The 24,604-nt window shown below is 72.4% G+C and carries 19 protein-coding genes; 8 read left to right on the top strand and 11 right to left on the bottom strand.

Features of this window, described 5'->3' with window-relative positions:
• The first annotated feature begins 17 nt into the window (after nt 1-17).
• A complete protein-coding gene (locus QSK26_RS00095; RefSeq protein ID WP_285772823.1) occupies nt 18-1,166 on the top strand; it encodes a DUF418 domain-containing protein in 1,149 nt (382 codons plus the stop codon).
• Between the two features lie 4 nt (nt 1,167-1,170).
• Here QSK26_RS00095 and QSK26_RS00090 read toward each other — a convergent pair whose 3' ends face one another.
• From QSK26_RS00090 to QSK26_RS00055, 8 genes are all read right to left on the bottom strand, one after another.
• A complete protein-coding gene (locus tag QSK26_RS00090; protein WP_285772822.1) occupies nt 1,171-3,048 on the bottom strand; it encodes a propionyl-CoA synthetase in 1,878 nt (625 codons plus the stop codon).
• Nucleotides 3,049-3,158: 110 nt separating this feature from the next.
• On the bottom strand, nt 3,159-3,902 hold the full coding sequence (locus tag QSK26_RS00085; protein ID WP_285772821.1) for an SDR family oxidoreductase: 744 nt from the start codon (nt 3,900-3,902) through the stop codon (nt 3,159-3,161).
• Between the two features lie 34 nt (nt 3,903-3,936).
• Nucleotides 3,937-4,884, bottom strand: a complete 948-nt coding sequence (locus tag QSK26_RS00080; RefSeq protein ID WP_285772820.1) for an acyl-ACP desaturase — start codon at nt 4,882-4,884, stop codon at nt 3,937-3,939.
• Between the two features lie 91 nt (nt 4,885-4,975).
• Entirely contained in the window at nt 4,976-5,647 is a 672-nt protein-coding gene (locus QSK26_RS00075) for a DUF998 domain-containing protein (RefSeq protein WP_285772819.1), read from the bottom strand.
• Nucleotides 5,644-6,876, bottom strand: a complete 1,233-nt coding sequence (locus tag QSK26_RS00070; RefSeq protein ID WP_285772818.1) for a glycosyltransferase — start codon at nt 6,874-6,876, stop codon at nt 5,644-5,646. The genes QSK26_RS00075 and QSK26_RS00070 overlap by 4 nt, the downstream gene beginning before the upstream one ends.
• Nucleotides 6,877-6,890: 14 nt before the next feature.
• Nucleotides 6,891-7,709 carry a DMT family transporter gene (locus tag QSK26_RS00065; RefSeq protein ID WP_285772817.1) on the bottom strand — a complete coding sequence of 273 codons (819 nt, stop codon included), beginning with the start codon at nt 7,707-7,709 and terminating at the stop codon, nt 6,891-6,893.
• Nucleotides 7,710-7,971: 262 nt separating this feature from the next.
• The gene (locus tag QSK26_RS00060) at nt 7,972-8,610 is read right to left on the bottom strand and encodes a DedA family protein (RefSeq protein WP_285772816.1); all 639 of its coding nucleotides are present in this window, start codon (nt 8,608-8,610) and stop codon (nt 7,972-7,974) included.
• Nucleotides 8,611-8,831: 221 nt separating this feature from the next.
• The gene (locus QSK26_RS00055; protein ID WP_285772815.1) at nt 8,832-9,482 is read right to left on the bottom strand and encodes a VC0807 family protein; all 651 of its coding nucleotides are present in this window, start codon (nt 9,480-9,482) and stop codon (nt 8,832-8,834) included.
• Nucleotides 9,483-9,742: 260 nt separating this feature from the next.
• On the opposite strand from QSK26_RS00055, the gene QSK26_RS00050 reads away from it, so the two are divergent.
• A complete protein-coding gene (locus QSK26_RS00050; protein ID WP_285772814.1) occupies nt 9,743-10,135 on the top strand; it encodes a luciferase domain-containing protein in 393 nt (130 codons plus the stop codon).
• On the opposite strand, the gene leuE is transcribed toward QSK26_RS00050, so the two are convergent.
• On the bottom strand, nt 10,068-10,754 hold the full coding sequence (leuE, locus tag QSK26_RS00045) for a leucine efflux protein LeuE (RefSeq protein ID WP_285772813.1): 687 nt from the start codon (nt 10,752-10,754) through the stop codon (nt 10,068-10,070). The genes QSK26_RS00050 and leuE overlap by 68 nt on opposite strands.
• 196 nt (nt 10,755-10,950) lie before the next feature.
• Between leuE and QSK26_RS00040 the strand changes: the two genes are divergently transcribed.
• From QSK26_RS00040 to QSK26_RS00020, 5 genes are all read left to right on the top strand, one after another.
• Nucleotides 10,951-11,709 carry a siderophore-interacting protein gene (locus QSK26_RS00040; RefSeq protein WP_285772812.1) on the top strand — a complete coding sequence of 253 codons (759 nt, stop codon included), beginning with the start codon at nt 10,951-10,953 and terminating at the stop codon, nt 11,707-11,709.
• A gap of 123 nt (nt 11,710-11,832) precedes the next feature.
• Entirely contained in the window at nt 11,833-13,425 is a 1,593-nt protein-coding gene (locus QSK26_RS00035; RefSeq protein WP_285772811.1) for a chitinase, read from the top strand.
• 17 nt (nt 13,426-13,442) lie between these two features.
• Nucleotides 13,443-15,005, top strand: a complete 1,563-nt coding sequence (locus tag QSK26_RS00030) for a cellulose binding domain-containing protein (protein WP_285772810.1) — start codon at nt 13,443-13,445, stop codon at nt 15,003-15,005.
• Nucleotides 15,006-15,102: 97 nt separating this feature from the next.
• The gene (locus tag QSK26_RS00025; protein WP_285772809.1) at nt 15,103-16,920 is read left to right on the top strand and encodes a chitinase; all 1,818 of its coding nucleotides are present in this window, start codon (nt 15,103-15,105) and stop codon (nt 16,918-16,920) included.
• 309 nt (nt 16,921-17,229) lie between these two features.
• A complete protein-coding gene (locus QSK26_RS00020) occupies nt 17,230-18,591 on the top strand; it encodes a putative hexosyltransferase (protein ID WP_285772808.1) in 1,362 nt (453 codons plus the stop codon).
• Nucleotides 18,592-18,595: 4 nt separating this feature from the next.
• On the opposite strand, the gene QSK26_RS00015 is transcribed toward QSK26_RS00020, so the two are convergent.
• Nucleotides 18,596-19,270 carry a helix-turn-helix domain-containing protein gene (locus tag QSK26_RS00015; protein ID WP_285772807.1) on the bottom strand — a complete coding sequence of 225 codons (675 nt, stop codon included), beginning with the start codon at nt 19,268-19,270 and terminating at the stop codon, nt 18,596-18,598.
• An 85-nt stretch (nt 19,271-19,355) separates the two neighbouring features.
• Nucleotides 19,356-20,516: an AI-2E family transporter gene (locus QSK26_RS00010; RefSeq protein WP_285772806.1), complete on the bottom strand. Its 1,161-nt coding sequence runs from the start codon at nt 20,514-20,516 to the stop codon at nt 19,356-19,358.
• Between the two features lie 364 nt (nt 20,517-20,880).
• Here QSK26_RS00010 and QSK26_RS00005 point away from each other — a divergent pair, with 364 nt between their 5' ends.
• The gene (locus QSK26_RS00005) at nt 20,881-24,207 is read left to right on the top strand and encodes an ATP-binding protein (RefSeq protein ID WP_285772805.1); all 3,327 of its coding nucleotides are present in this window, start codon (nt 20,881-20,883) and stop codon (nt 24,205-24,207) included.
• Nucleotides 24,208-24,604: the final 397 nt, after the last annotated feature.

Raw genomic sequence — 24,604 nt, 5'->3', positions numbered from 1 at the left:
GACGGGACCGTGGAAGCATGCGGCGAATCGAAGCGCTCGACGTGCTGCGCGGTGTGGCGATCATGGGCACCCTGGGCACCAACATCTGGATCTTCACCGCTCCCGGCGGACCGGCCGACCTGTTCGGCGCCGGCGCCGGGGCGGCGGAGACCTTCCTCCGTCTTCTCACCAACGGGAAGTTCCTCGGCCTGCTCACCCTGCTGTTCGGCGTCGGCCTGGAGCTGCAGTACCGCTCCGCCCTGCGCCGGGGCCGGCGGTGGCCGGGGTGGTACCTGTGGCGGGCCGCCCTGCTGTGCGCCGAGGGCCTGCTGCACTACCTGCTGATCTTCGAGTTCGACGTGCTCATGGGCTACGCCGCCACGTCGGTGATCGTCGCCTACCTGATCGGCCGCAGCGACCGCGTGGTCCGCGCCTGGATGGCCGCCATGGCCGCGCTGCACCTGACCCTGGTCACCGCCGGCACCCTCGCCCTCCTGTACGGCGGCGCCGCCCTGACCGGCCCGCCCTCGACGTTGTACGCCGAGGGCACCTGGCTGGAGCAGGTCCGGTCCCGGATCGAGCTCATCGCGGTCTACCGGGTGGAGGCGGTCTTCATCCTCCCGATGGGCGTCCTGCTCTTCCTGCTCGGCTCGCGGCTGGTCCGGGCCGGCGTCTTCGAGAGCTCGGCACGCGGCACACGACTGCGCAACCGGCTCATGGTGCTCGGCCTCGGCGTCGCCCTGCCGGTCAACGCCGTCACCTCCTTCGCCGGGCCCGGGTGGTTCCTGGTGGACCGCTACCTGCTGCCCCCGCTGGTCGCCCTCGGCCTGCTCGGCCTGGTCACCACCGTCGTCGCCGGGCTGCGCGGCGAGCCCGGCGTGCTGCGCAGGGGGCTGAGCGACGTCGGCCGCACGGCGCTGAGCAGCTACGTCTTCCAGAACCTGGTGGCGGCGGCCCTGTGCTACGGCTGGGGGCTGGGCCTCGCCGTCCGGTTCGACGCGGCGCGCCCGTGGTGGGTGATCGGCGCCTGGGCCGGGATCTGCGCGCTGTTCATGACCGGCGCGTCCCTCTGGCTGCGCCGGTTCGACCGGGGGCCGCTGGAGCTGGTCTGGCAGTGGGCCTACCGGCTTCCGCAGCGCCGGGCCGCCGCCGAGGAGGACCGGGTCACCGGTACGGCGGCCCGGTGACCCGTCAGCCCGCCTCCCTCAGCGTCCTGCGCAGCCCGTCCAGCACGGAGGCGTCCTCGATCGTCGAGGGCACCGGCTCGTCCGCGCCCTCCACGATGCCCCGCATGGTCTTGCGCAGGATCTTGCCCGAGCGGGTCTTCGGCAGCGCGGACACCACATCCACCAGCTTGAACGCGGCGACCGCGCCCACCTGGTCGCGGACCGCCCGCACCAGCTCGGCCCGGAGCAGCGCCGGGTCGATGTCCACGCCGCTCTTGAGCACCACGAAGCCGCGCGGCACCTGCCCCTTCAGCTCGTCGGCCACCCCGATCACCGCGCACTCGGCCACCGCCGGGTGCGCGGCGAGCACCGCCTCCATGGACCCGGTGGACAGCCGGTGCCCGGCGACGTTGATCACGTCGTCGGTGCGGCCCATCACGAACAGGTAGCCGTCCTCGTCGAAGTACCCGCCGTCACCGGTCAGGTAGAAGCCCGGGAAGGCCGACATGTACGAGTTCACGTAACGCCCGTCGTCCTGCCAGAGGGTGGGCAGCGTCCCGGGGGGCAGCGGCAGCCGGACGCAGATCGAACCTTCCTGGCCCGGCGGGCAGTCGTGCCCGGCGGCGTCGAGCACCCGCACGTCGTAGCCGGGCACCGGGACGCTCGGCGAACCCGGCTTGATCGGCATCGGGGCCAGGCCGCGCAGGTTGGCCGCGATCGGCCAGCCGGTCTCGGTCTGCCACCAGTGGTCCACCACCGGCACGCCCAGGTGCCCGGCCGCCCAGTGGTAGGTGTCCGGGTCCAGCCGCTCACCGGCGAGGAAGAGGGCACGCAGCGAGGAGATGTCGTACTTGCGCAGCAGCTCGGCATCCGGGTCGTCACGCTTGATCGCCCGGAACGCGGTCGGCGCCGTGAACAGCGCCCGCACGCCGTACTCGGAGATCACCCGCCAGAAGGCGCCCGCGTCCGGGGTGCCGACCGGTTTGCCCTCGTACAGCACCGATGTGGCGCCGAGCAGCAGTGGCGCGTAGACGATGTAGGAGTGGCCGACGACCCAGCCCACGTCCGAGGCGGTCCACCAGACGTCGCCGGGCTCGACGCCGTAGATCGCCTTCATGCTCCACAGCAGCGCCACCGCGTGCCCGCCGTTGTCCCGCACGACGCCCTTGGGGCGGCCGGTGGTGCCGCTGGTGTAGAGGATGTACAGCGGGTCGGTGGCGGCCACCGGCACGCAGCCGGCCGGCCGCGCCGCCGCCATCGCCTCGTCCCAGTCCAGGTCGCGCGGCCCCAGCTCGGCGGGCGCCTGCTCGCGCTGCAGGACCACGCACCGCGACGGCTGATGCCCGGCGAGGTCCAGCGCCGCGTCCAGCATCGGCTTGTACGGCACGACCCGGGACGGCTCGATGCCGCAGGAGGCGGAGACCACGACCTTCGGCCGGGCGTCGTCGATCCGCACGGCCAGTTCCTTGGGCGCGAACCCGCCGAACACCACCGAGTGCACCGCCCCCAGCCGGGCGCACGCCAGCATGGCGACGACCGCCTCCGGGACCATCGGCATGTAGATCACGACCCGGTCGCCGCGCTCGACGCCCAGCGACTCCAGCACGCCGGCGAACCGGGCGGTCAGGTCGAGCAGCCGGGCGTAGGTGAAGGTGGCCCGGACGCCGGCGACCGGGCTGTCGTAGACCAGCGCGGGCCGCTCGCCGTTGCCCGCCTCCACATGCCGGTCCAGCGCGTTGTAGCAGGTGTTGAGCTCGGAGCCGGGGAACCAGCGGTAGAAGGGAGGGGCCTCCGCGTCGAGGATCCGCGAGGGGGGTCTGGTCCAGGTGACCGCCCTGGCGGCCTCGGCCCAGAACCCCTCGGGATCGTCGATGCTGCGGGCGAACACGTCGGCGTAGACCATACAAGCATCATGCGCGGTGCGGGCGCGCCGTGTCACCGGTCCGCTCAGGTCGCCGTGTCGGGTCGGCCGTCTCGGTTCGGCGTCTCAGGTCAGTGTCTCGGGTCGGCGTCTCAGGTCATCGTCTTGCCGCCGTTGACGGCGAGTCGCTGACCGGTGACGAACCGGGCGCCGGGGGAGGCGAGGAAGGCGACCGCCTCGCCCACGTCCGAGGGCAGCCCCATGTGGCCGAGGGCCACGCCGTCCAGGTAGGGGGCAGTGTCCTCGCCGGTCACCTCGCCGTGCCGCTCCACCGGGATCCAGCCGGGCTCGACGGTGTTCACCGTGATCCCGGCCGGGCCGAGCTCCCTGGCCCAGGACCGGGTCAGGCCGTGCATGGCCGCCTTCGCCGACACATAGTGGCTCATCTCGGGGTTGCCCAGGTCGGTGACCTCGCTGCCCACGTTGACCACCCGGCCGGAGCCGGCCTCGCGCATGGCGGGCAGCACGGCCTGCAACAGCAGCAGCGGCGCCTTGACGAAGAAATGGAGCTGGCCGAGGTGGTCGTCCCAGGTGAGTTTCTGCACCGGGATCAGCGGCTGCGGCCCGGTGGCGTTGTTCACCAGGAGCCGGACGGGACCGGCCCGCCCGGCGATCTCGGCGACGCCCCGCCGTACGGACTCCTCGTCGGTGACGTCGAACCGCGCCGCGTGGGCGGTGCCGCCGGCGGCCGTGATCCGGTCGACGACGGCCGCCGCGCCCGCGGTGTCGTGCGCGTAGTTGACCGCCACATGCCAGCCGTCGGCGGCCAGCCGCTCGGCGATGGTCGCGCCGAGCCCGCGTGAGGCGCCGGTGACCAGGGCACTTCCGTTGTCCACGCATATCCCCCTTGGATGGGATCTCGCGCGGATTCTACGCCTGACGTGCGGCGGCGGCGGCCTGCCTGGCGGCCCGGCGCTCCTCGAAGCGCGAAGCGCTGGTCTCCAGCCTGGCGAGGAACTCCGAAAGCTCGTCGCGGGCCTTCTCGCCCTCGCCGTCGAGCCCCTTGATGTCGAACACCTCCCACTGGCGCAGCACCGGCATCAGCACGTCGTCGAGGTGCAGCCGCAGGTCGTAGATCCCCGCGTTGGCGATCATCACGGCCTTGCGGGTGAAGCCCTCGATGCTGTGGCCGGGCATCTGGAAGCTGCTCACGACGTCGGTGACCGCGCGCATGGTCTGGCTGGGCGCGACCTCGAAGGCGGCGGCGAGCAGGTTGCGGTAGAAGAGCATGTGCAGGTTCTCGTCGGCGGCGATCCTGGCGAGCAGCCGCTCGCAGTCGACGTCGCCGGAGACCTTGCCGGTGTTGCGGTGCGCGATCCGGGTGGCCAGCTCCTGGAAGGAGACGTAGGCCAGCGAGTGCAGCATCCCCTCGTAGGAGTTGGTGAAGCCGGTGCCCATGTGGATCATCCGGGCCCGCTCCAGGGCGACCGGGTCGACCGCGCGGGTCACGGTCAGGTAGTCGCGGATCGCCGTGCCGTGCCTGCCTTCCTCGGCGGTCCACCGGTGCACCCAGGTGCCCCAGGCGCCGTCACGCCCGAACGCGGTGGCGATCTCGTGGTGGTAGCTCGGCAGGTTGTCCTCGGTCAGCAGGTTGACGATCAGCGAGACGCGGGCCGCCTCGGGCAACCGGGAGTCGCTGTCCTGCCACGCCTCCCCGTCCAGCACGCCGTCGAAGGTACGCCCTTCGCTCCAGGGCACGTATTCGTGCGGGAACCACTCTTTGGCCACCTTGAGGTGTCTGTCCAGTTCACCGGCGACCACCGGCTCCAGCTCGTGCAGGAGTTGGGTCTGGCTGAGCTCGATGCCGGACTTGTGCATTCCATGCTCCCCTTCGTGATCTACGGAACCGTAACCTACGTTACCGTAGGTTTCAGGAAGGAGTGTAACCCGGACATATCTCCGTGTCTGGTTATTGCCCGGGACGCGCCGACAGCGCGATGAAGAAGACCAGCGCCGTCTCGCTGACCAGGAGCAGCCGCTCCAGCAGCCCGTAGTACGCCGGGCCGTGCAGGAGCACGGAGAAGGGGGATCCGGGGTGGGCGCCGAGGAAGGCCAGCACGAGCAGCGCGGCGGTGACGCCCGTCCCGCGTACCAGGCCGCGCAGCGGCATCGTCCGGCGGCGGCTCAGCGCCCACCCGGCGCACACGGGGCCGGTGAGGACCACGGCGGCGGCCCAGCGGTGGACCTGGGCGTCCAGCGAGGTCACACCGGGCGCGGCATCCGTCGGGAAGATCGCGGTGAGCGTCAGCGCCAGGGCCGTCAGGGTCAGCACGACCCGGGCCGCCGCGGTGCCCGCGGGGTCGGTCCGGGTGAGCCCGTAGGCGATCCACAGGCAGCTCATCGCCGCTGTGAGCATGCACACCAGCATGGCCGCCCGGGTGGCGTCGTGCAGGGCGTAGTCGCTCGTCAGGTCGCTCAGCGGGCTGACCCCGCTGCCCGGCACCACGTGCGCGTACGCCAGCGCCAGCATCGCGAGCACCGGGCCGGCCAGCGCCGGCCACAGCCAGATCCGGGCGTCCGCCCCGCGGCCCAGGTCGCGCGGGGCGGCCTCCGGGGAGCCGGGCAGCGACACCGAGCTCATCGGGCCAGCTCCGCGTAGATCTCCTCGAACCTCGCCAGCGACGCCTGGTCGTCGTGGCCGGCCGCGATCGTCCGGCTCGCCTCGCCCATCGTGGCGCGCGCGGCGGGGGAGCCCAGCAGCCCGGTCAGGTGCGTCGCGAGGACCCGGACGTCGCCCGGCGGGTAGAGCCGGCCGTTCACCCCCGGCCGCACCAGGTGGGGCAGGGCCATCGCGTCGGCCGCCACCACCGGCAGCCCCGTCGCCGCGGCCTCCAGCGTCGCGATGCTCTGCAACTCGGCGACCCCCGGCATGCAGAACACGTCCGCCGCCGCGTACACGTCCGGCAGCGTCTCGTCGGGCACGAAGCCCAGGAAGCGCACCCGCTCGCCGACCCCGATCCGGCCGGCCAGCCGCTCCAGCTCGGCCCGCCTGCTGCCCTGGCCCGCCAGCGCCACCTGTGCGTCCATCGTGTTGAGCACGAACGGCAGCGCGCGGATCAGCTCGTCCAGCCGCTTCTCCTCGTCCAGGCGGCCCACGAACAGCACGGTCGGCAGGTCGGGCAGGCCGAGAAGCTTGCGCGACCACGCCTTGGGCCGGTTCGAGGGCTGGAACCGGGACAGGTCGATGCCGCAGGACACCGCCTCCACCTCGCGGGCGAGGCCCTTGCCGGCCAGCAGGCCCGCCGCGGTCGGGGTCGGCGTGGTGACCCGGTCGGCCTGCGCGAAGATCCGGACGAAGTCCCGCCAGGCCAGTTCTCCGGCCCGTGCGCGCATCCGCTCCGGGATGTGCGCGAACTGGAAGAGGTTGTCCGGCATGAAGTGGTTGGTGGCCACCACCGGCGTGCGGGCCCGCCGCGCGGCGGCCATCGCGGCCCTGCCGACCACGAAGTGCCCCTGCGTGTGGACCACGTCCGGGCGCACGCCGAAGATCAGCCGGTCCAGCCTGGCGGGCAGCGACACCCGCATCCCCGACTGGCCGGGCAACCTCGCCGACCGCATCCGGTGCACCGTCACCCCGTCCACCCGCTCGGTCCTGGCCGGCCCGTCGTCGGAGGCGCACACGACGTGCACGACGTTGTCCCTGGCGGCGAGGCCGGCGGCCAGGCGGTGGGTGAAGTACGCCGCGCCGTTCACATCCGGCGGGTAGGTGTCGGTCGCGATCAGCACCCGGCGGCGCCGCGCGGGGACGGGGACCTGCGCCGGGGCGGGTTGCTGGGGCCGTTCGCCGTCGATCGGCAGGGGCATGGCCATGGGAGAGCTCCGTTTCAGCGGGGGAGGGGAGTGGTGCGGGCGAGTGCGAAGGTGCCCGCACAGGTCAGCGCACCCGCCGCGATCGCGGTGAGCACGCCCGTGGGGCCGGTGGGCAGGGGTTCGTCGAGCAGGAGGGCGCCGAAGGCGATCGCGGTCAGCGGGTCGGCGAGCTGGAGGGCGGCGAAGGCGACGCCGAACCGCCCGATCGCGTAGGCACGTTGCAGTACGGCGAGGGCGACCAGGGCGGGCAGCGGCATGACGAGCCAGAACCACCACTCCCACGACCCGTCGAGCAGCACCCGGGTCAGCGTGGCGGTCGCGCCGTACAGCACGCCCGCGGCCATCGCCAGCAGCGCGGCCCGCGGCGCGGGGCCAGTCAGGCGCGCGCCGCCCCACAGTGCCAGCGCGACGGCTCCCGCGATCGCCAGCAGCGCGACCGCGGCCGGGCCGGACAGGTCGGGCGAGCCGGTGGCGGGCGGCACGATGAGCACCAGCCCGGCCAGCCCGGCGGCCACCGCCCCGGCGGCGGCCAGCTCCGCGCGGGAGGGCCGGCGGCCGTGCAGGGCGGCCGCGATGGGCAGGGCGAAGAGCAGGGAGGCCACGCCCATCGGCTGCACCACGGTGAGCGGGCCGAAGGCCAGCGCGACGATGTGCAGCCCGCCGCCGACCGCGATGGAGACGCCGCCGAACAGCCAGCGGGGCCGCCCGGCGAGCGACAGCAGCCCGGTCCGGCCCCGCTCGGCGGCGCGGACCGCCTCGAACTGCTGCACGGCCGCGCCGAGCGCGAAGAACAGCGAGCCGAGCAGGGCCAACGCGGCCGCGAGCACAGTCATGCGCCCTCCTCTCAAGCTGGATCAAGACATGCCGAAGTGACCGTGACACCTCGTGAAGGCATCCGAAAACGAACGTTCAACGGACTAGTGCAGCCTCGTCCCGGAAAGACCCGGTCGGCCATCGGGGATCGCCCTGAGAGTCCTGGGGATCACCCCTGTAGGAGACAAGGGGCGGCGCCGGGCACGGGATGCCCGGCGCCGGGGTGGCGGCCGTGTCGACGGGACGGCGTCCGGTGCCGGACGGCGTGGGGTCCGCGGGCGTTCAGCCCCGCGACGGGACCGGTTCCGGGGCCTCGTCGCGGATACGGCGGCGCCTGCGGAGGTGCCGGGCGACCTCGACCACGACGGTGATGGTGAGGGCGATCCCCAGGCCGAGCAGCAGGCCCCTGATGGGGTCGTTCTCGAAGGCGAGCCCGCCCAGGTAACCGACCAGGGCGGAGTAGATCGCCCACGAGCCCGCGGCCAGCGAGTCGAAGAACGAGAAGGAGCGCAGGGGGTAGCCGACCATGCCCATGGTGATCGTGGCCGCGGTACGGCCGCCCGGGATGTGGCGCGCCACCACGAGCAGCAGCCCGCCGCGCTCGGCCAGCGTCCGTTCGGCCCAGGAGAACGCCTGGTGGCGGCGGGTGCCGGGGCGCATCCGCCGGCGCAGCCGGCTGCCGCCGGTCCGGCCGATGAGGTAGGAGACGTGGTCGCCGGCGAAGGCGCCGAGCGCGGCGGCGGCGATCACGCCCAGCAGGTTGGGATCGCCCGTCGCGGCGAAGACGCCCGCCGTGATCACGGAGGTCTCACTCGGGACCGCGGGGAAGAAGCCGTCGATGAGCGACACCGCGAACAGGGCTGAATAGACCCACGGCGAGGTCATCACCTGGTGCAGGAAGTCGATGAAGGCGTCGGTCATGGCAGGCCGGTCTCCGGTCGTGGTGGGAAGTGAGGAAGGTCACCACCCGAACCTCTGACGCGGGCCCTGCCGCGGGCCATCGGGGATGCCCCCGGAAGATGCGCGGGATCCCCTGGGGCCATGGTCAGGGAAGCGGGTGTGTCTCCGACGCTACGGACGCGTCATCTGTCCCACATCGCCCGAAAGGCATGCCGTACCCCTGACCTTCGTCGGGGCCGGGGTCAGGACGTGGCGGAGGCGGTCCTGAGGGAGTCCTGGTGCAGGTGGCGGAGCACCCGGCGGAAGGTGTAGACGGAGACCGCGACGGCCAGGCCGCTGATCACGGCGACGGCGGCGGTGCGCACCAGCAGGTAGCTGCCGAAGGACTGGTGCAGCAGCAGCCAGATGCTCACCGTGGAGTTGGCCAGCAGGACGAACGCCCAGAGCAGGGTGATCCTGGCGAAGAACCGGCGGACCCGCTCGTGCCGCATGACGAAGGGGGGCAGGTCCACGTAGTCCATGGCGAGCTTCTGCACCAGCGGGCGGTTCAGCCGGACCGAGGCCAGGAAGACCAGGCTGATGACGATCGTGCCCAGCTCCGACGGGAGGAAGAAGACCATGTGGTTGCCGGACCACAGGCTGACCGCCAGCCTCGCGGTGATGGCCACGGCGGCGAGGATCATCGTCCCGGGCACCGGGCGGCGCCGTACCATCCGCCAGGCCACGCCTCCGTAGATCCAGGCCGCCGGCGCGGCCAGCGCCCCCACCTCCCCGAGCACGGCGAGGGCGGCGTAGAAGACCACCATCGGGGCCACGACGGCTTCGAGCAGCCGGGGGATCGCCTGCCGCACGAGCGAAGTGAGGCAGGGCAGGGTGTAGGGCGAGGAGTTCACAGCTGCTCCGTTTTGACGGCCGCCGGGCTCTGGACGGCTACCCGGTCGTTCGGCTTCCAGGCGTCCTCGGAAGATCACGTCGGGGTTACGATGATGTAACGGTATGGACGTCGATGGACCACAGTACCCGACGGTGGTGGCTGCACACCGGCCGACTGGCGAATGGGTATAAGTCGTCCTAATTAGGCCGTGTTTGGGGAGTGTAACGGTTCGGAAACGGAACCTATCAGGATGCGCCCCGGTCCGGGAGCATGTGACATGTGCCAGTCCTCGCGCGTGCTCCCGACGGGTCCACCGACTGTGTAGCGTTCGTCGCCTCGCGGCTCATGACCTGGCCCGACCTCGTCCTGCGGCGCAACCGCCGGGGCCTGGTCTTCCGGGCGCGCGGCAGGGAGATCGTGCGCATGCCCGGCGACCACACGGCCGAGGTCCTGCTGACCGCGCCGGTCATCGCCCGCTGGGCGGCCGTGCTCACGGCGTGCGGCCAGGTCACGCCGGGCAGCCGGCCCGGGTGGGTCACCGTGCACGTCGAGGGCCCCGCCGACGCCGAGCTGGTGCTCTCCCTGGTCAGCGTGGCCCTCAAGGTCAACCAAGACTGGCTGTGGCCAGCGTCGCGCCGAATCCGAGGAACAGCGCGCCCGCGCCCATCGTGAGGCCCGCCGACAGCGCGCGCCGCCGCCGGAACTGCCCGGCCAGGAAGGTCCCGCTGAAGATCAGCACGGACAGGTAGAGCATGCTGAACACCTGGCAGATCGCGCCCAGGATGACGAACGACAGCGCGGGCGTCGCATAGGCCGGATCCACGAACTGGATGAAGAACGACACGAAGAACAGGATCGCCTTCGGGTTGAGCAAGCTGATCGTCAGCGCCTTCCTGAACGGTCGGTCGGCGGCCGGGGTCACCGCGACCTCGGTGACCCCGACCTCGGTGACCTCGGTGACCGAGGTGGCCTCCGCGACCGGACGGGGGCGCCACGTGCGCCAGGCCGAGCGGAGCATCTGCAGGCCGATCCAGGCGAGGTAGGCGGCGCCGGCGTACTTGAGCACCGTGAAGAGGGCGGGGGTGGACTGCAGCAGCGAGGCGACCCCGGCGGAGGCGAGCACCATCAGCACCGTGTCGCCGAGGAAGACGCCGGCGGCGGCCCGGTAGCCGCGCCGCACGCCGTGCCGGGCCGCGGTGGACAGCACGAACAGCGAGTTCGGCCCCGGCAGCAGAATGATGAAGAACGCCCCGACGGTGAACGTCCACAGGTCCGTGACGCCGAAGAACATGCCGCACTCCACACGATGTAGCGCTATGACGGATACAAGGTATCGATCGCGTCAAACCAGGTAAAAGCGGCCTTTGGCTCACTTGTCGGCTGTTGTCGAGAGGCAGGGTTACGGGAGTAGATCCTCCTTGGGTAGGAATCTTCGGACGATATATCGCGATACATTGCTGATACGTCTAGAAGAGGGGAACCCGCCCATGCCCACGACCCGCGGTCCGGTCCGCTCGCTGCTCGAACGCGTCCTGGTCACCGGCACGATCGAAGCCGTGGAGACGGTGACGCCGAGCATGCGCCGGATCAGAATCGTCGGCCCCGCGATGGCCGGGCTGACCTGGACGCCGGGGCAGCACGTCCGGGTGCTCGTCGGCGGTCCCTTCCAGGCCAGGGGCCTGCTCACCGGAGCGGTCAAGGACGCGCTGCGCACCTATTCGGTCTGGCGGCACGATCCCACCTGGGAGGCGCTCGACCTGGTCGGGTTCGACCACGGCGGCGACGCCCCGGGCGCGACCTGGGTGCGCGAGGCCCGGTGCGGCCAGGAGGTGACCTTCACCCGCCCCCGCGGCGACTTCGCCGTCCGGCCGGACGCGCCCTACCACCTGTTCGCCGGGGAGGAGACCGCGTCGGTCGCCTTCGGGGCCATGATGCGCGCCCTGCCGGCGGGCGGGCGGGTGCTCGGCGTCGTCGAGGCGGACACCCCGGCGGACCACCTCGACCTGCCCTGCGGCGACGAACTCGTGCGGATCTGCCGGCACGGCGCCCCGGCCGCAGCCTCGCAGGCCCTGGTGGCCGCCGTGCGCGACCTCGACCTGCCCGGCACCCCCGGCGTGGCCTACCTGGCGGGCGAGGCGCGGACGATCCAGGCCGTCCGCGCCCACCTCGTCCAGGAGCGCGGCTGGGACCGCAGGCGGGTCGTCACCAAGCCCTTCTGGACACCGGGCAGGCGCGGGATGGACTGACCGGAGCGGGGGAGGCCGGTGGCCCGTTTTTGGGCCTTGTAAGGGACGGGTGTCAAAGCTACGATCACGACAACTCTTAGGAAACTTTCCTAAAAGAAAGTCCCAACAGGCTTGAGGGTTGCCATGCGCCACACTCGAAACCCCGTCGTCCTCATCCTCACGCTCTTACTCACGGCGGCTGCCGTGATCCTCACGCCGGGCACCGCGAGCGCGGCTTCGGCGACCGCCACCTTCGTCAAGACCTCCGAGTGGGGGTCGGCCTTCGAAGGCAGGTACACGGTCACCAACGGCACGTCCGCCACCCTCAACGGCTGGTCGGTGGCCTTCGACCTGCCCGCGGGCGCCGCGGTCAGCTCCTCGTGGGACGCCACGATGTCCCGCAGCGGCCAGCGGTTCACCTTCACCAACGTGGGCTGGAACGGCACCCTGGCGCCCGGGGCGAGCGTCAGCTTCGGGTTCATCGCGAGCCCCGGCACGGCCGTACCGGGCAACTGCACGCTCAACGGCGCGTCCTGCGGCGGCGTGACGAACCCGCCCGACCCCACCCTGCCCGGCAGGCCGGGCACGCCCACGGCGACCGGCGGCCAGTCGTCGATCGCGCTCGGCTGGACCGCCTCCACCGGCACGGTGACCGGTTACCGGGTCTACGAGGGCACCGCTGTCAAGGCCACCGTCACAGGGACGAGCGCCACGATCGGGTCCCTCGGCGCCTGCGAGACGCACACCTACACCGTCCGGGCCTACAACGCGCAGGGCGAGTCGCCGGCGAGCGACCCGGTGACCGCCACCACCACCGGGTGCACCGGCGGCGGAGGGACGCTGCCCAGGCACTTCCTCACCGGCTACTGGCACAACTTCGTCAACGCGGCCGTCGAACTGCGGCTCGGCGCCGTGCCCGCCGAGTACGACCTGGTCGCGGTGTCCTTCGCCGAGGCGACCGCCACCCCCGGGCAGCTCGCCTTCCACCTCGACCCCGCGCTGTCCACCGCGCTGGGCGGCTACACCGACGCGCAGTTCCGCGCCGACATCCAAACCCTGCACGCGCGCGGCAAGAAGGTGATCCTCTCGGTCGGCGGCGAGCTGGGCCGGGTGCAGGTGGGCAACGCGCAGGCGGCCACCGCGTTCGCCGACAGCGCCTACGCCCTCATGCAGAGCTACGGCTTCGACGGCGTGGACATCGACCTGGAGAACGGGCTCAACGCCACCTACATGGCCGACGCGCTGCGCAAGCTGCGGGCCAGGGCCGGAGCCGACCTGATCATCACGATGGCCCCGCAGACCATCGACATGCAGTCCACCGGGATGGGCTACTTCCAGCTCGCGCTGTCCATCAGGGACATCCTCACCGTCGTCCACACGCAGTTCTACAACTCCGGCTCCATGCTCGGCTGCGACCAGTCCCAGGCGTACGGCCAGGGCAGCGTCAACTTCATGGTCGCGCTGGCCTGCATCCAACTGGAGAACGGCCTGCGCCCGGACCAGGTGGCGCTCGGCCTGCCCGCCGGACCGGGCGCCGCGGGCGGCGGGGTCGTCGCCCCCTCCATGGTCAACAACGCCCTGGACTGCCTGGCCAAGCGGGTCAACTGCGGCAGCTTCGTCCCGCCCCGCGCCTATCCCGGCATCCGCGGCGCCATGACCTGGTCGATCAACTGGGACGCCGCCCACAACTGGAACTTCTCCCGGACCGTCAAGCCCCATCTCGCCACCCTGCCCTGACCCCCCGAGGAGCAGACATGAGATTCCGCCGTACGGCCACCGCCGTACTGACCGCACTGGCACTGGGCGCGGCGGGGCTGGCGGCGGCGGCCCCCGCGCACGCCGCCCCCGCCACCGCGACCTTCGTGAAGACCTCCGAGTGGGGGTCGGGCTTCGAGGGGAAGTACACGATCACCAACGGGACCACCGCGCCGATCAACGGCTGGTCGCTGGCGTTCGACCTGCCCGCCGGGGGGAACGTCGGCTCCGCCTGGGACGCCGCGATGTCCCGCAGCGGCCAGCGGTTCACTTTCACCAACGTGGGCTGGAACGGCACGCTCGCGCCGGGGGCGAGCGTCAGCTTCGGGTTCGTCGCGAGCCCCGGCGCGGCCGTACCGGGCAACTGCACGCTCAACGGCGCGTCCTGCGCCGGCGACCCCGGCAACCCGGGCGCGCCCGGCACCCCCGGCGCGCCGGTCGTGACCGGGAGCACCAACGGCGCCATCTCGCTGTCCTGGGCCGCCTCCGGCGGGACCGTCACCGGCTACCGCGTCTACGAGGGCACGGCGGTCCGGGCCACGGTCACCGGGACCGGCGCGACGATCTCCGGGCTCGGGGCCTGCACCACGCACACCTACACCGTCCGGGCGTACAACGCGCAGGGCGAGTCGGCGGCGAGCGCGCCGGTCACCGGGACCACCACCGGCTGCGCGAACCCGCCCACCGGCGGCAAGATGCCCGGCGCGCCCTACCTCTACATGGGCTGGGGCAACCCGCCGAGCCCGGCCGCCGTGATGAGCGCCACCGGCGTCAGGTCCTTCACCATGGCGTTCATCCTGTCCAGCGGCGGATGCACCCCGGCGTGGGACGGCAACCGGCCGCTCGCCGGCGGCCCGGACGCGGCGGCGATCTCGCAGATCAAGGCGGCGGGCGGCAGCGTCCAGGTGTCCTTCGGCGGCTGGTCGGGCAACAAGCTCGGCCCGAACTGCGCCACCCCGCAGGCGTTCGCCGGGGCCGTGCAGCAGGTCATCAACGCCGTCGGCCCGGCCGTGGTCGACTTCGACATCGAGAACTCCGACGAGTTCGCGAACTACACCGTCCAGGACCGCATCCTCAACGGCCTCAAGATCGTCCGGCAGAACAACCCGAACGTCAAGATCGCCGTCACCTTCGGCACCACCAGGACCGGCCCGGACGCGCACGGCGTCCGCCTGATCAACCAGTCCAGGGCGCTCGGCGTGCCGATCGACAACTACACGATCATGCCGTTCAACTTCGGCAGCTCCAACATCTACACCGACACCGTCAACGCGTCCGAAGGGCTGAAGAACGCCCTGAAGTCCGCCTTCGGGTGGAACGACGCCACGGCGTACGCGCACATGGGCATCTCCGGCATGAACGGCCTGTCCGACCAGCAGGAACCCACCTCCACCGCCGCCTGGACGCAGATCCGCGACTGGGCCAGGGCCAGGGGGCTGACCCGGCTCGCCTACTGGTCGGTCAACCGCGACCGGCCCTGCCCCGACGGCGGCGTCCAGGCCGGCTGCAGCGGCATCGCCCAGAACGACTGGGACTTCACCCGGATCACCGCGGGCTTCTGACCCGCGCTCCCAGACCGGTACGGCTCGCGCCCGATCCTCCTGCCCGGGAGGAGACCCCCCTCGGGCGCGAGCCGTACCCCTCGCCGAAGGGTTCGCCATGAGACTTCGCACGATCGCGGCGGCGGCCGTGATCGCCCTCGGGTTCGCCGGGCTGCACGCCGGCCCCGCCCTCGCCGCCAACATCGCCACCAACCCCGGCTTCGAGAGCGGGCTGTCCGGCTGGACCTGCGGGCCCACCGCGAGGACCGTGGCCACCCCGGTGCACGGCGGATCGGCCGCGCTGGAGGCCACTCCGCAGGGCAGCGACACCGCCCCCTGCCGGCAGCGGGTCGCGGTCCGCCCCGGCACCGCCTACGCGCTGTCGGGCTGGGTGCGCGGAGCCTACACCTTCCTCGGCGTGACCGGCACCGGCACCACCGACGCCAGCACCTGGGCGTCCTCGCCCTCCGCCTACACCCGGCTGGCCGTCGCCTTCACCACCGGCCCGGCCACCACGTCCGTCACGATCCAGGTGAACGGCTGGTACGGCCAGGGCGCCTACCTGGCCGACGACATCGTGCTCGACGGCCCGGCCGGCGACGGCGGCGGCCCCGACGTCACCCCGCCCGGCGTCCCCGGCGGCCTCACCGTGGGCGGCGCGACCGCCGGCTCGCTCACCCTGAACTGGTCGGCCTCGGCCGACGACTCGGGCACCGTCGCGCGCTACGAGGTGTCCAGGAACGGCGGCGCGGCGACCGGCGTCGGCAACGTCACCCGGCACGTCGAGGCCGGCCTGGCCGCGGCGACGACCTACCGGTTCCGGGTCAGGGCGTGCGACCCGTCGGGCAACTGCTCGGCGTACACGCCCGAGGTGAGCGGCACCACCGCGCCGGCCGCCGGCGGCGGAGGGGACGGGACGCTGCCGGAACGGGTGCTCGTCGGCTACCTGCACGCGTCGTTCGCCAACGGGTCCGGCTACGTGCGGATGCGCGACGTGCCGGACGCCTGGGACGTGATCAACCTGGCCTTCGGCGAGCCCACCTCCGTCACCTCCGGCGACATCCGCTTCCGGCTGTGCCCCGCCGCCGAGTGCCCCACCGTGGAAAGCGAGGCGGAGTTCACCGCCGCCATCAGGGCGAAGCAGGCGGCCGGCAAGAAGGTGCTCATCTCCATCGGCGGCCAGAACGGCCAGGTGCAGCTCACCACCACGGCCGCGCGCGACGCGTTCGTCCGGTCCGTCGGCGAGATCATCGACCGGTACGGCCTCGACGGGCTGGACATCGACTTCGAAGGCCACTCCCTCTACCTGAACCAGGGGGACGACGACTTCCGTAACCCGACCACCCCGGTGATCGTCAACCTGATCTCGGCGCTGAGGACGCTCAAGGCCCGCTACGGCGACGACTTCGTGCTGACGATGGCCCCGGAGACGTTCTTCGTGCAGCTCGGCTACCAGTTCTACGGGCCGGGCGCGAACGGCTCGGCCGACCGGCGCAGCGCGTCCTACCTGCCGGTCATCCACGCGCTGCGCGACGACCTCACGCTGCTGCACGTGCAGGACTACAACTCCGGGCCGATCATGGGCCTGGACAACGCCTACCACACCATGGGCACCCACGACTTCCACGTGGCCATGACGGACATGCTGCTCGCCGGGTTCCCGGTGGCCGGCGGAGCCGTCTTCCCCGCGCTGCGCCCGGACCAGGTCGCCATCGGCCTGCCCGCCGCCCCCTACGCGGGCAACGGCTTCACCACGGTCGCCGAGGTGCAGAAGGCCGTGGACTGCCTGGCCAAGGGCGTCAACTGCGGCCCCTACCGGCCGCGGGGCGTCTATCCCGGCCTGCGCGGGCTGATGACGTGGTCCATCAACTGGGACAGGTACAACGGCTCGGAGTTCTCCCGCGCGCACCGGCCCTACCTCGACGCCCTGCCCTGACCGGTCCCGCCCCCCTCGACGCCCTGCCCTGACCGGTCCCGCCCCCCTCGACGCCCTGCCCTGACCGGTCCCGCCCCCCTCGACACCCTGAGGGGGCGGACACCGGCATTTCACCCCGTGCCCCGGCGCGGTTCCGGCCCCACGTTCCTCACTCTGGGCAATCGTGTCATCACACGGCGTTATGGTGGTGGACACGTTGTCGACAGGGGCCGCTCCACGCCTCCCTGCGGCCTTGGCGTGCCCGCAGGCCCGGTGCCGCGACCGCACGCCCTTCCATGGCCGGGGGCTGGTTCGCGGCCGCGGAGGGTCATGGACTACGCAGTTCTCACGGGAATCGTGCTCATCGCCGGTGTCGCGCTGGCGATCACCGCCCAGTGGCGGGGGTGGCGGCCGAGCCTGGCGGTCGCGCTGGCCGTCGGCGTCGGCTTCCGGGTGCTCATCATGGCGGCGTCGGCGGCGGACAGCTGGCAGCCGGTCGACTTCGTCAACAGCTTCAAACCCGCGGGCGAGGCCGTCCTCGACCGGGTGGACCCGGTCCTCGGCAGCGACGGCGGCTGGCACTTCCTGCCGACCATCCCCTACGTCTACGGCCTGCTGCTGTGGCTCGGCATCCCGTGGGAGATCGCCGGGCGACTGGTCACCGTCGTCGCCGACGTCGTGCTGATCCCGCTGGTCGGCGCGCTCGCCGGCGGCCGTACGGCTTCGCTGCGCGCCTTCCAGTACGCCTGCAACCCGCTCGGCATCCTCGTCGCCTCCGTGCACGGGCAGGTCGAGCCGGTGGCGCTGGTCTTCGGCGTGGCGGCCTTCATCGTCGCCCGCGGGCCGGGCGACCCGCACCGCGAAGGGCTCACCGGCACCTTCGGGCAGCTGTGGACGCGGGCCAGGGCGGGCGTGTCGGCGCTCGGCGCGGGCGGCGCGCTCGCGGCGGCCCTCGCCCCCAGGCCGGACGCGACCCGCCGCGCGGTCTGCGCCGGGCTGCTCATGGGCCTCGCGCTCTGCGCCAAAAGCTGGCCCATCTGGCTGATCCCCGGGATGCTGCTGCTCCTGCCCGGCCTGCGGGCGCGGGTGGCCGGGTTCGTCGCCACCGGCGCGGCCCCGGTGTTCTTCCTGGTCACCCTGCCGGTCTTCGCGGGCACCCCGGTCGGCCAGATCCCCGAGGTGATCCGCATCATCCGGGACATCCGGCCGATCGTCGGCGAGTGGGGCTGGACCGCGATCGCGGTCGGCGGGGACTGGACCCTGGACGGCGGCCTGGCCCGGTTCGGCACCTATCTGATCTACGTCACGCTGCTCGTGGTGGCGTTCCTGTGGCGCAGGGCCGACCCGGTCGATCTCACCACGGCCGTGCTGCTCGCCTTCATGGTCGTCACGCCACGGCTGGGCGCGCAGTATCTGCTGTGGTTCATGCCGTTCCTGGTGGCCCGTCCCACCAGGTTCGCATGGGCCGCCGTGCTCGGGTGCGCCCTGTGGGCCGGGACCGGTTACCTCTATCTCACCCAGTGGACCGGGCACGAGTGGTGGCTGCGCCACTCGCCGTGGGCGATGAGCTCGATCGTGCTGCTCCCTGTGCTGGCCGCCGCGATGCCGTGGGGCCGCCGCCTGGCCCGCCCCGGAACCGGGCGGGACGCGCCCGGCCGCCGCACGGTCCCGATGTCCCAGCCGGCCGGCTGAGCGGTCAGCCGAGGAGGTGGCCGAGCGGCACGCCGGCGAGGCGGCGCACGTCGTTGGCCATGTGCGCCTGGTCGGTGAAGCCGCTTTCTACCGCCACCTGGGCGAACGGGCGCCCCTCCCGGGCCAGCCGCAACGCCCGCTGGAACCGCACCACCCGCTGGAGCGTCTTCGGTCCGTAGCCGAACAGCCGCAGGCACCGCCGGTGCAGTTGCCGCTCGCTGAGCCCCAGGCCGGCCGCCACCCCGGCGATCCTGGCGCCGTCCCGCAGCGCCGCGGCGATCGCCGGGCCGCCGGGATCGGGCTCGGGCGTCCGGCGGAGCCGTACGGCCGCCGCCCGCATGAGGTCGGCGGGGTCGTGCACCTCGGCGCCGGGGTGGCCGGCGGCGGGCAGGTCGGCCAGCGGCACCCGCAGGTCGCGCAGGGCCTCCACCGGCACGCCGAACACCGCGCCGGTGGCGCCCGGCAGGAACCTGATCCCCAGATAGACGTCGCCCGCGGCGAGCCGGACCGGATGCGGCCCGGTGTCCGGCCCGGCGACCTGCGGGCCGCCCGGCGCCCAGATCAGGTCGACGCACCCGTCGGGCACCACCGGCTGGGTCCCCTCGGCCTCCGCGCACAGCCGCCACAGGCAGGCGATCCGGCCGGCGAACGCCGGATGCGGGGCCCACTCGCGATACACGCCTTCCAGGTTAAAGCCCTCGCCGGACGGCATCGTCCCGGGTCACGGCCCTGTCCGGGACACCTGTTCGAACTCCCGGGGCGGCTCAGGGTTCCGGACGGGGTTCGCCGGGGCGGGGGAGGACCGGAGCGCGCCCGGCGGGTCCCGGCGCGGATCTCGAGGATGGTCTCGGGGCGGGGGGACGGTCACGGGGCTCGGGACCGGCGGGCGGCGGCCGTTCGCCGGAGATGAGGGCGGCGGCCCAGCCCGCGCTCGGGTCGCTGTCGATGAGCAGCGCGCGGGTCAGCAGGCTCAGCGGGATCGCCAGCAGCGCGCCCAGCGGCCCCAGCACGAACGTCCACACGATCAGCGACAGCAGCGTCATCGTCGTGTTCAGCCCGACCGCGTCGCCGAGGAACTTCGGCTGGACGAACGACTGGATGACCACGTTGATCAGCGAATAGGCGACGATCACCAGGATCATCGTGCGCACGCCGCCGTCGAGCAGCCCGAGCAGGGCCGGCGGCGCCAGGCCGATGACGAAGCCGATGTTGGGGATGTAGTTCGTGATCAGCGCGAGCACGCCCCACAGCACCGGCAGCGGGACGCTCAGCAGGTAGAGCGCGCCCGCGTCGAGCACGGCGCAGATGAGTCCGAAGACCGTCGAGACGACCAGGTAGCGGCGCGTCTTGCTGGTGAACGCGGCCAGGGCGGTGATGAGGTGCGGCCGGTGGCCGGCGCCCGCGGACAGGATGCGGGCGAAGGCGGGCGCGTCCAGGCACATCGCCAGCAGGACGACGACGATGAGCAGCAGGCTGGACAGCACTCCCAGCAGGCTGCTGAACAACGTCTGGACGAGTTCGAGCACCTTGCCCGGGTCGAAGGAGGCGATGGCGTGGTTCACCTGGGCGCTGCCCACCCCGAACCGTTCGGCCAGTCGCAGGGCCTGCGCCATCAGGACGTCGAACTCCTGGGAGTAGGTCGGGATCAGGTTCGCCACCTGCACCACGGAGAACGTGATGGTCGCCAGCATGCCGAGCAGCACCAGGAACACGATCAGCAGCGGCACCAGCACGAGGACCCAGGTGGGCGCGCCCCTTCTGGCCAGCCAGACGCGCACCGGGGCGACCGCGATCACCAGCACGAGGGCGAGGAGGACCGGGCCGACGATCGAGGAGACGGCCCTGACACCGGCGAGCGTGCCGACCGCGCCCGCCGCGGTGAGCAGCACGATCAAAGCCCGCGGCAACCGTTGATCAATTGCCACGAATTTCTCCCCTAGCCGGATTATTCGCCGCACTTCGCCGAGGCGCTTGCGAAGAGCCGCTATACCGAGTGAAATCCCACGTATGTGGGAGTTCGGCGTCCTTGGCCCTATCGAGGTGCGGGGCATGGGCGGCCCTCTCGACCTCGGCGGGCGGCGGCAGCGTGCGGTCCTGGCCCGGCTGCTTGTCGCACGCGGTGCGGTGGTGCCCGTCGACAGGTTGCTTGACGACCTTTTTCATGGTGAATGTCCCACCTCGTCTCTTAGCGCCCTGGTGACGTGCATCTCCTCACTACGCCGAATACTCGAACCTCAAACCTTGGTCAGTCTCGCTCCGGGATACGCCTTACGGACTTCTTCCGTTGACGTGGAGGAATTCGAGCGCCTTATTCGCCGTGCCCATACGGTTGGCGACCTGGACGAAGCCCTCGCCCTCTGGCGCGGCACGCCGTACGCGGATGTCGCCGACCGGCCCTGGGCGGCGGCGGAGGTCGAGCGGGTGAACGAGCTGCGCCTGCTCGCCCGCGAACAGCGGCTCAGCCTGCTCCTCGCCCAGGGAGCCGCCGTCGCGACCATCGACGAGCTGCGCCGGCTCACCGCCGAGCACCCCTACCGCGAGCCGCTGTGGTGCCTGCTCGCCCTCGCGCTGCACCGCTGCGGCCGGCGTTCCGACGCCGTCTTCGCGGTACGGCTGGCGTGTGACGTGATCAGGGACGAGTGCGGCGTCGAACCCGGCCACGACCTGCTCAGGCTCGAAGCGGAATGCCACCGGGACGGGGCGTTCGACCTGCCCGTGCCCCGTGCCGAACTGCTCCCGCACGCCCACGCCGACGCCCCGCCCGACCCCTTCGTCGGCAGGGAGACCGTGATGGGGGAGCTGGGCAGGCTGGCCGACGACGCCGAGTCCGGCACGCCGCGGCTGGTCGTACTCACCGGCGAGGCGGGAGTCGGCAAGACCCGCCTGCTCGGCGTCGCCGCCCAGGCGCTCGACTGGCAGGGCTGGTCGGTGCTGTCGGCGAGCTGCGTCGAAGGCGCGCCCGCGCTGGACCCCTGGCGGCAGCTGCTCCGCCGCAACGACCCGCCGGGCGAGGGCCCCTGCGCGCCCGACGGCCCGCTCGCGCCGCTCCTCGCCGACGAGCCCGTCCGGGAGGCGCGTACGGAGGGCGCGCGGGAGGCGATGTTCGCCGCCGTGACCGGTCACCTGGAGTCCCTCGCCGCGATCCATCCCCTGATGGTCGTGCTGGACGACCTGCACTGGGCCGACCAGACCACGGTCGAGCTGCTGCGGCACGTGCACCTCACCGCCAGGGGGCCGATCCTGCTGGTCGCCGGGGCGCTGCCGCCGGTCCCCGCGTCTCTCGGCGGCTCCCGGGTCGCGCTGCGCGGCCTCGGCGCCGACTCCGTCGCCGCCATGCTCGTCGCGATGAACGCCCCCGCCGGCCGCGCCACCATCGACAGGATCGCCCTCGGCACCGGTGGCAACCCCTACTACGCCAGGCAGGTGCTGCGGCTCGTCACCGGCGGCGCGGGCGAGGGCGAGGCCGTCACCCACGCCCTCGCGGAAGGCACCGCGGGAGCCGTACGGCGCTGCCTGGCCCGGCTGCCCGCCCCGGTCCGGATGACCCTGGTGACCGCCGCGATCCTGGTCACCGACCTCGACCCGGTGCTGCTCGCCCAGGTCGGCGGCCAGCCCGAGGCCGAGGTCAGGGAGGCGCTCGACCTGGCCGTCGTCACCGGCGTCCTCATCGCCGAACCCGGCTCCGGCCTCCGCTTCGCCCACGACCTGATCCGCGAAACCCTCCTCACCGACCTCCCCGCCCTGGAACGCGCCCGCCTCCACCGCTGCGCCCTCCACACCCTCGAATCCCGCAACTCCACCCCACCCCGCCCCATGACTCCACACGTCCTGCCCGTCCACCCCACCCCCAGTTCCGGCCCCAGCCCCAGCCCCAGTTTCGGCCCCAGTGTCAGTCCGAGTCCCACCCTCAGCCTCAACCCCAGCCTCAACCCCAGATCCGGGCCCAGCCCCAACCCCAGCCCAAGCCTCAACCCCACTTCCGGCCCCGGCCCAGGCCCCGGCGACGGCCCCATCGAGCCGCCCCCGTCCGTGTTCTCGTCGGTGTTCTCGTCCATTGAGCCGTACCCGGTCGCGCCGCGCGCTTCGGCCGCCGCGCCGGTGCCGCCGCCTGCCGTCTCGCCCGCCGTGCTGGCCCGGCACGCCTACGCCGCGCTGCCGCCGGCGTCGGCGGGCGGCTCGGCCGACACGGCGAGGGCGGCCCGCTCGCTCGCGACGCGCTGGGGCGTGGCCGCGGCCCGCGAGGCGGAGGCGCGCCTGGCGTACGGCGACGCGGCCCGGTGGTGGGCCCGGGCCGCCGAGACCGCCACCGGCACCGACCGCCCGGAGATGCAGCTCGCCCGGATCCGCGCCCACCGCGACGCCGGTGACCACGAGGCCGCCCGGGCCGCGAGAACCGACGCGCTCCGCCTGTCCGGCGAGGCGCGCGATCCGATGCTGACCGCCCAGCTCCTGACCTCGCTCGACGTGCCCGAGCCGTGGACCCGCCCGCCGAACGCCGCGACCGATCCCGCCTTTCCCGGTCAGCTCGCGGAAGCCCTCGCGGCCCTGCCGAAAGGCGACTTCCCGGCACGCTGCCGCCTCCTGGCCAACCTCGCCACGGAACTCGGCCTCACCCCGGACGACCCGTCGGAGAACTCGCACGATCACCGGGCGGACGGGGAGCCGGAGGGGCCGTCCGGCGGGCGCGGGTACGGAAGCTCGTCCGGCGGTGGCGGCGGGTGGCCGGACGGCGGTGGCCGGGCGTATGACGCCCTGATGGGCGGGCGCCCGGCCGGGGCGATCGGCGGTTCGCCCGGCGGGCGTGCGGATGCGCTCGCGGTGGAGGCCGAGGGGATGGCGCGGCGGATCGGTGACGAGCGACTGCTGGCCTCCGTGCTGTACGGGCGGTTGCGGTTGGCGGTCCTCGCCGGGCGGGAGGCGGAGATCGGGCGGCTGGCGCGGGAGTTGATCGACCTGTCCGACGGCGCGGGGTTGCCCGGGTACGGCCTCGCCGCGCGGTTGGCGGTGATCCCGTCCCACGCGGAGGTGTTCGACCTGGAGGGGGCGGATCGCAGGGCGGCCGAATGCGCGGAACTGCTGCCGAGGACGACGGTGCCCGGCGCGGAATTCCTGCATCGGATATGGCGTTCGACGCGGTCGATCCTGGCCGGAGAAATGGGGAGTATCCCCTTTTCGGCCGCGGACGCGGCCGGTCCGCACGTCTTCGGCGCGGAGCTGGTCGCCGCGGCGCACAGGTTCGTGGCCGGCCGGGGCGACCTCGAACGGCTGCCGCCGGAATTGCTGCGCGCCCTGTCGGAACGCGGCACGTCGCCCGCGGAGCGGAACTGGGGACGGCTGAGCCTGACCTGTTTCCGCGCCGCCGAGCAGGTGCGCCACGGCGACGCCGAGGCCGCCGGCCGGACATATACCGAACTGCTCCCGTACGCCGGCCTTCTGGCCACCGGGCGCGGCCTGCTTCCGGCCGGTCCGGTGGGTTATCACCTCGGCCGGCTGGCCGTGGTGTGCGGCCGTCACGACGAGGCGCGGTCGCATCTGAAAGACGCGCTGGACCGCTCGGCGCAGGCCGGTCTCGCAGCCTGGGAAGGCCGCGCGTCGTCGGCGCTGGAGTCGATTTGACGCTTCACGACAGCGCGCATAACCTTCACGAGTCCTGAGGCGGTGAGCTTGATCGCACACCTGATCAGGAGCCTCCCTCAGACGAGCCCGGCCCGCCGATTCGACAAGAGTCGGAAGGCAGAGTAAGTTAGAGGGGTTGTCCCGGAAACGGGGCGGTCGGAATTCTAAGCGGATCCGCTGGTTTGACTGAAACCGGCGGGGACAATAGAGTGAAGACAACAAAACAAAAGCGGAAACGCCCCGGAAAACGGGTCTTCGGATCGGTCAGACGGTGTTCGCGTCCGTTTCTTGAGAACTCAACAGTGTGCTAAAAGCCAGTGCATGATGAATTAACCCCGTCATGTTGTCTGTGACGGATTCCTTTGGTTGATACTGATTGTATCGGCCGGGATTTTCT

Source organism: Microtetraspora sp. NBRC 13810 (assembly GCF_030268685.1).
GTDB lineage: Bacteria > Actinomycetota > Actinomycetes > Streptosporangiales > Streptosporangiaceae > BSRQ01.
The sequence above is the reverse complement of the archived record's forward strand: the minus strand, read 5'-3'. Positions and strand labels throughout refer to the sequence as shown.

Excerpts from the sequence above, each read along its gene's own strand:
- QSK26_RS00090 (WP_285772822.1), bottom strand. The coding sequence starts at position 3,048 with ATGGTCTACGCCGACGTGTTCGCCCGCAGCATCGACGATCCCGAGGGG.
- QSK26_RS00080 (WP_285772820.1), bottom strand. The coding sequence starts at position 4,884 with ATGCACAAGTCCGGCATCGAGCTCAGCCAGACCCAACTCCTGCACGAG.
- QSK26_RS00065 (WP_285772817.1), bottom strand. The coding sequence starts at position 7,709 with ATGACTGTGCTCGCGGCCGCGTTGGCCCTGCTCGGCTCGCTGTTCTTC.
- QSK26_RS00075 (WP_285772819.1), bottom strand. The coding sequence starts at position 5,647 with ATGAGCTCGGTGTCGCTGCCCGGCTCCCCGGAGGCCGCCCCGCGCGAC.
- QSK26_RS00095 (WP_285772823.1), top strand. The coding sequence starts at position 18 with ATGCGGCGAATCGAAGCGCTCGACGTGCTGCGCGGTGTGGCGATCATG.
- QSK26_RS00035 (WP_285772811.1), top strand. The coding sequence starts at position 11,833 with ATGCGCCACACTCGAAACCCCGTCGTCCTCATCCTCACGCTCTTACTC.
- QSK26_RS00020 (WP_285772808.1), top strand. The coding sequence starts at position 17,230 with ATGGACTACGCAGTTCTCACGGGAATCGTGCTCATCGCCGGTGTCGCG.
- QSK26_RS00025 (WP_285772809.1), top strand. The coding sequence starts at position 15,103 with ATGAGACTTCGCACGATCGCGGCGGCGGCCGTGATCGCCCTCGGGTTC.
- QSK26_RS00030 (WP_285772810.1), top strand. The coding sequence starts at position 13,443 with ATGAGATTCCGCCGTACGGCCACCGCCGTACTGACCGCACTGGCACTG.
- QSK26_RS00040 (WP_285772812.1), top strand. The coding sequence starts at position 10,951 with ATGCCCACGACCCGCGGTCCGGTCCGCTCGCTGCTCGAACGCGTCCTG.
- QSK26_RS00070 (WP_285772818.1), bottom strand. The coding sequence starts at position 6,876 with ATGGCCATGCCCCTGCCGATCGACGGCGAACGGCCCCAGCAACCCGCC.
- leuE (WP_285772813.1), bottom strand. The coding sequence starts at position 10,754 with ATGTTCTTCGGCGTCACGGACCTGTGGACGTTCACCGTCGGGGCGTTC.
- QSK26_RS00060 (WP_285772816.1), bottom strand. The coding sequence starts at position 8,610 with ATGACCGACGCCTTCATCGACTTCCTGCACCAGGTGATGACCTCGCCG.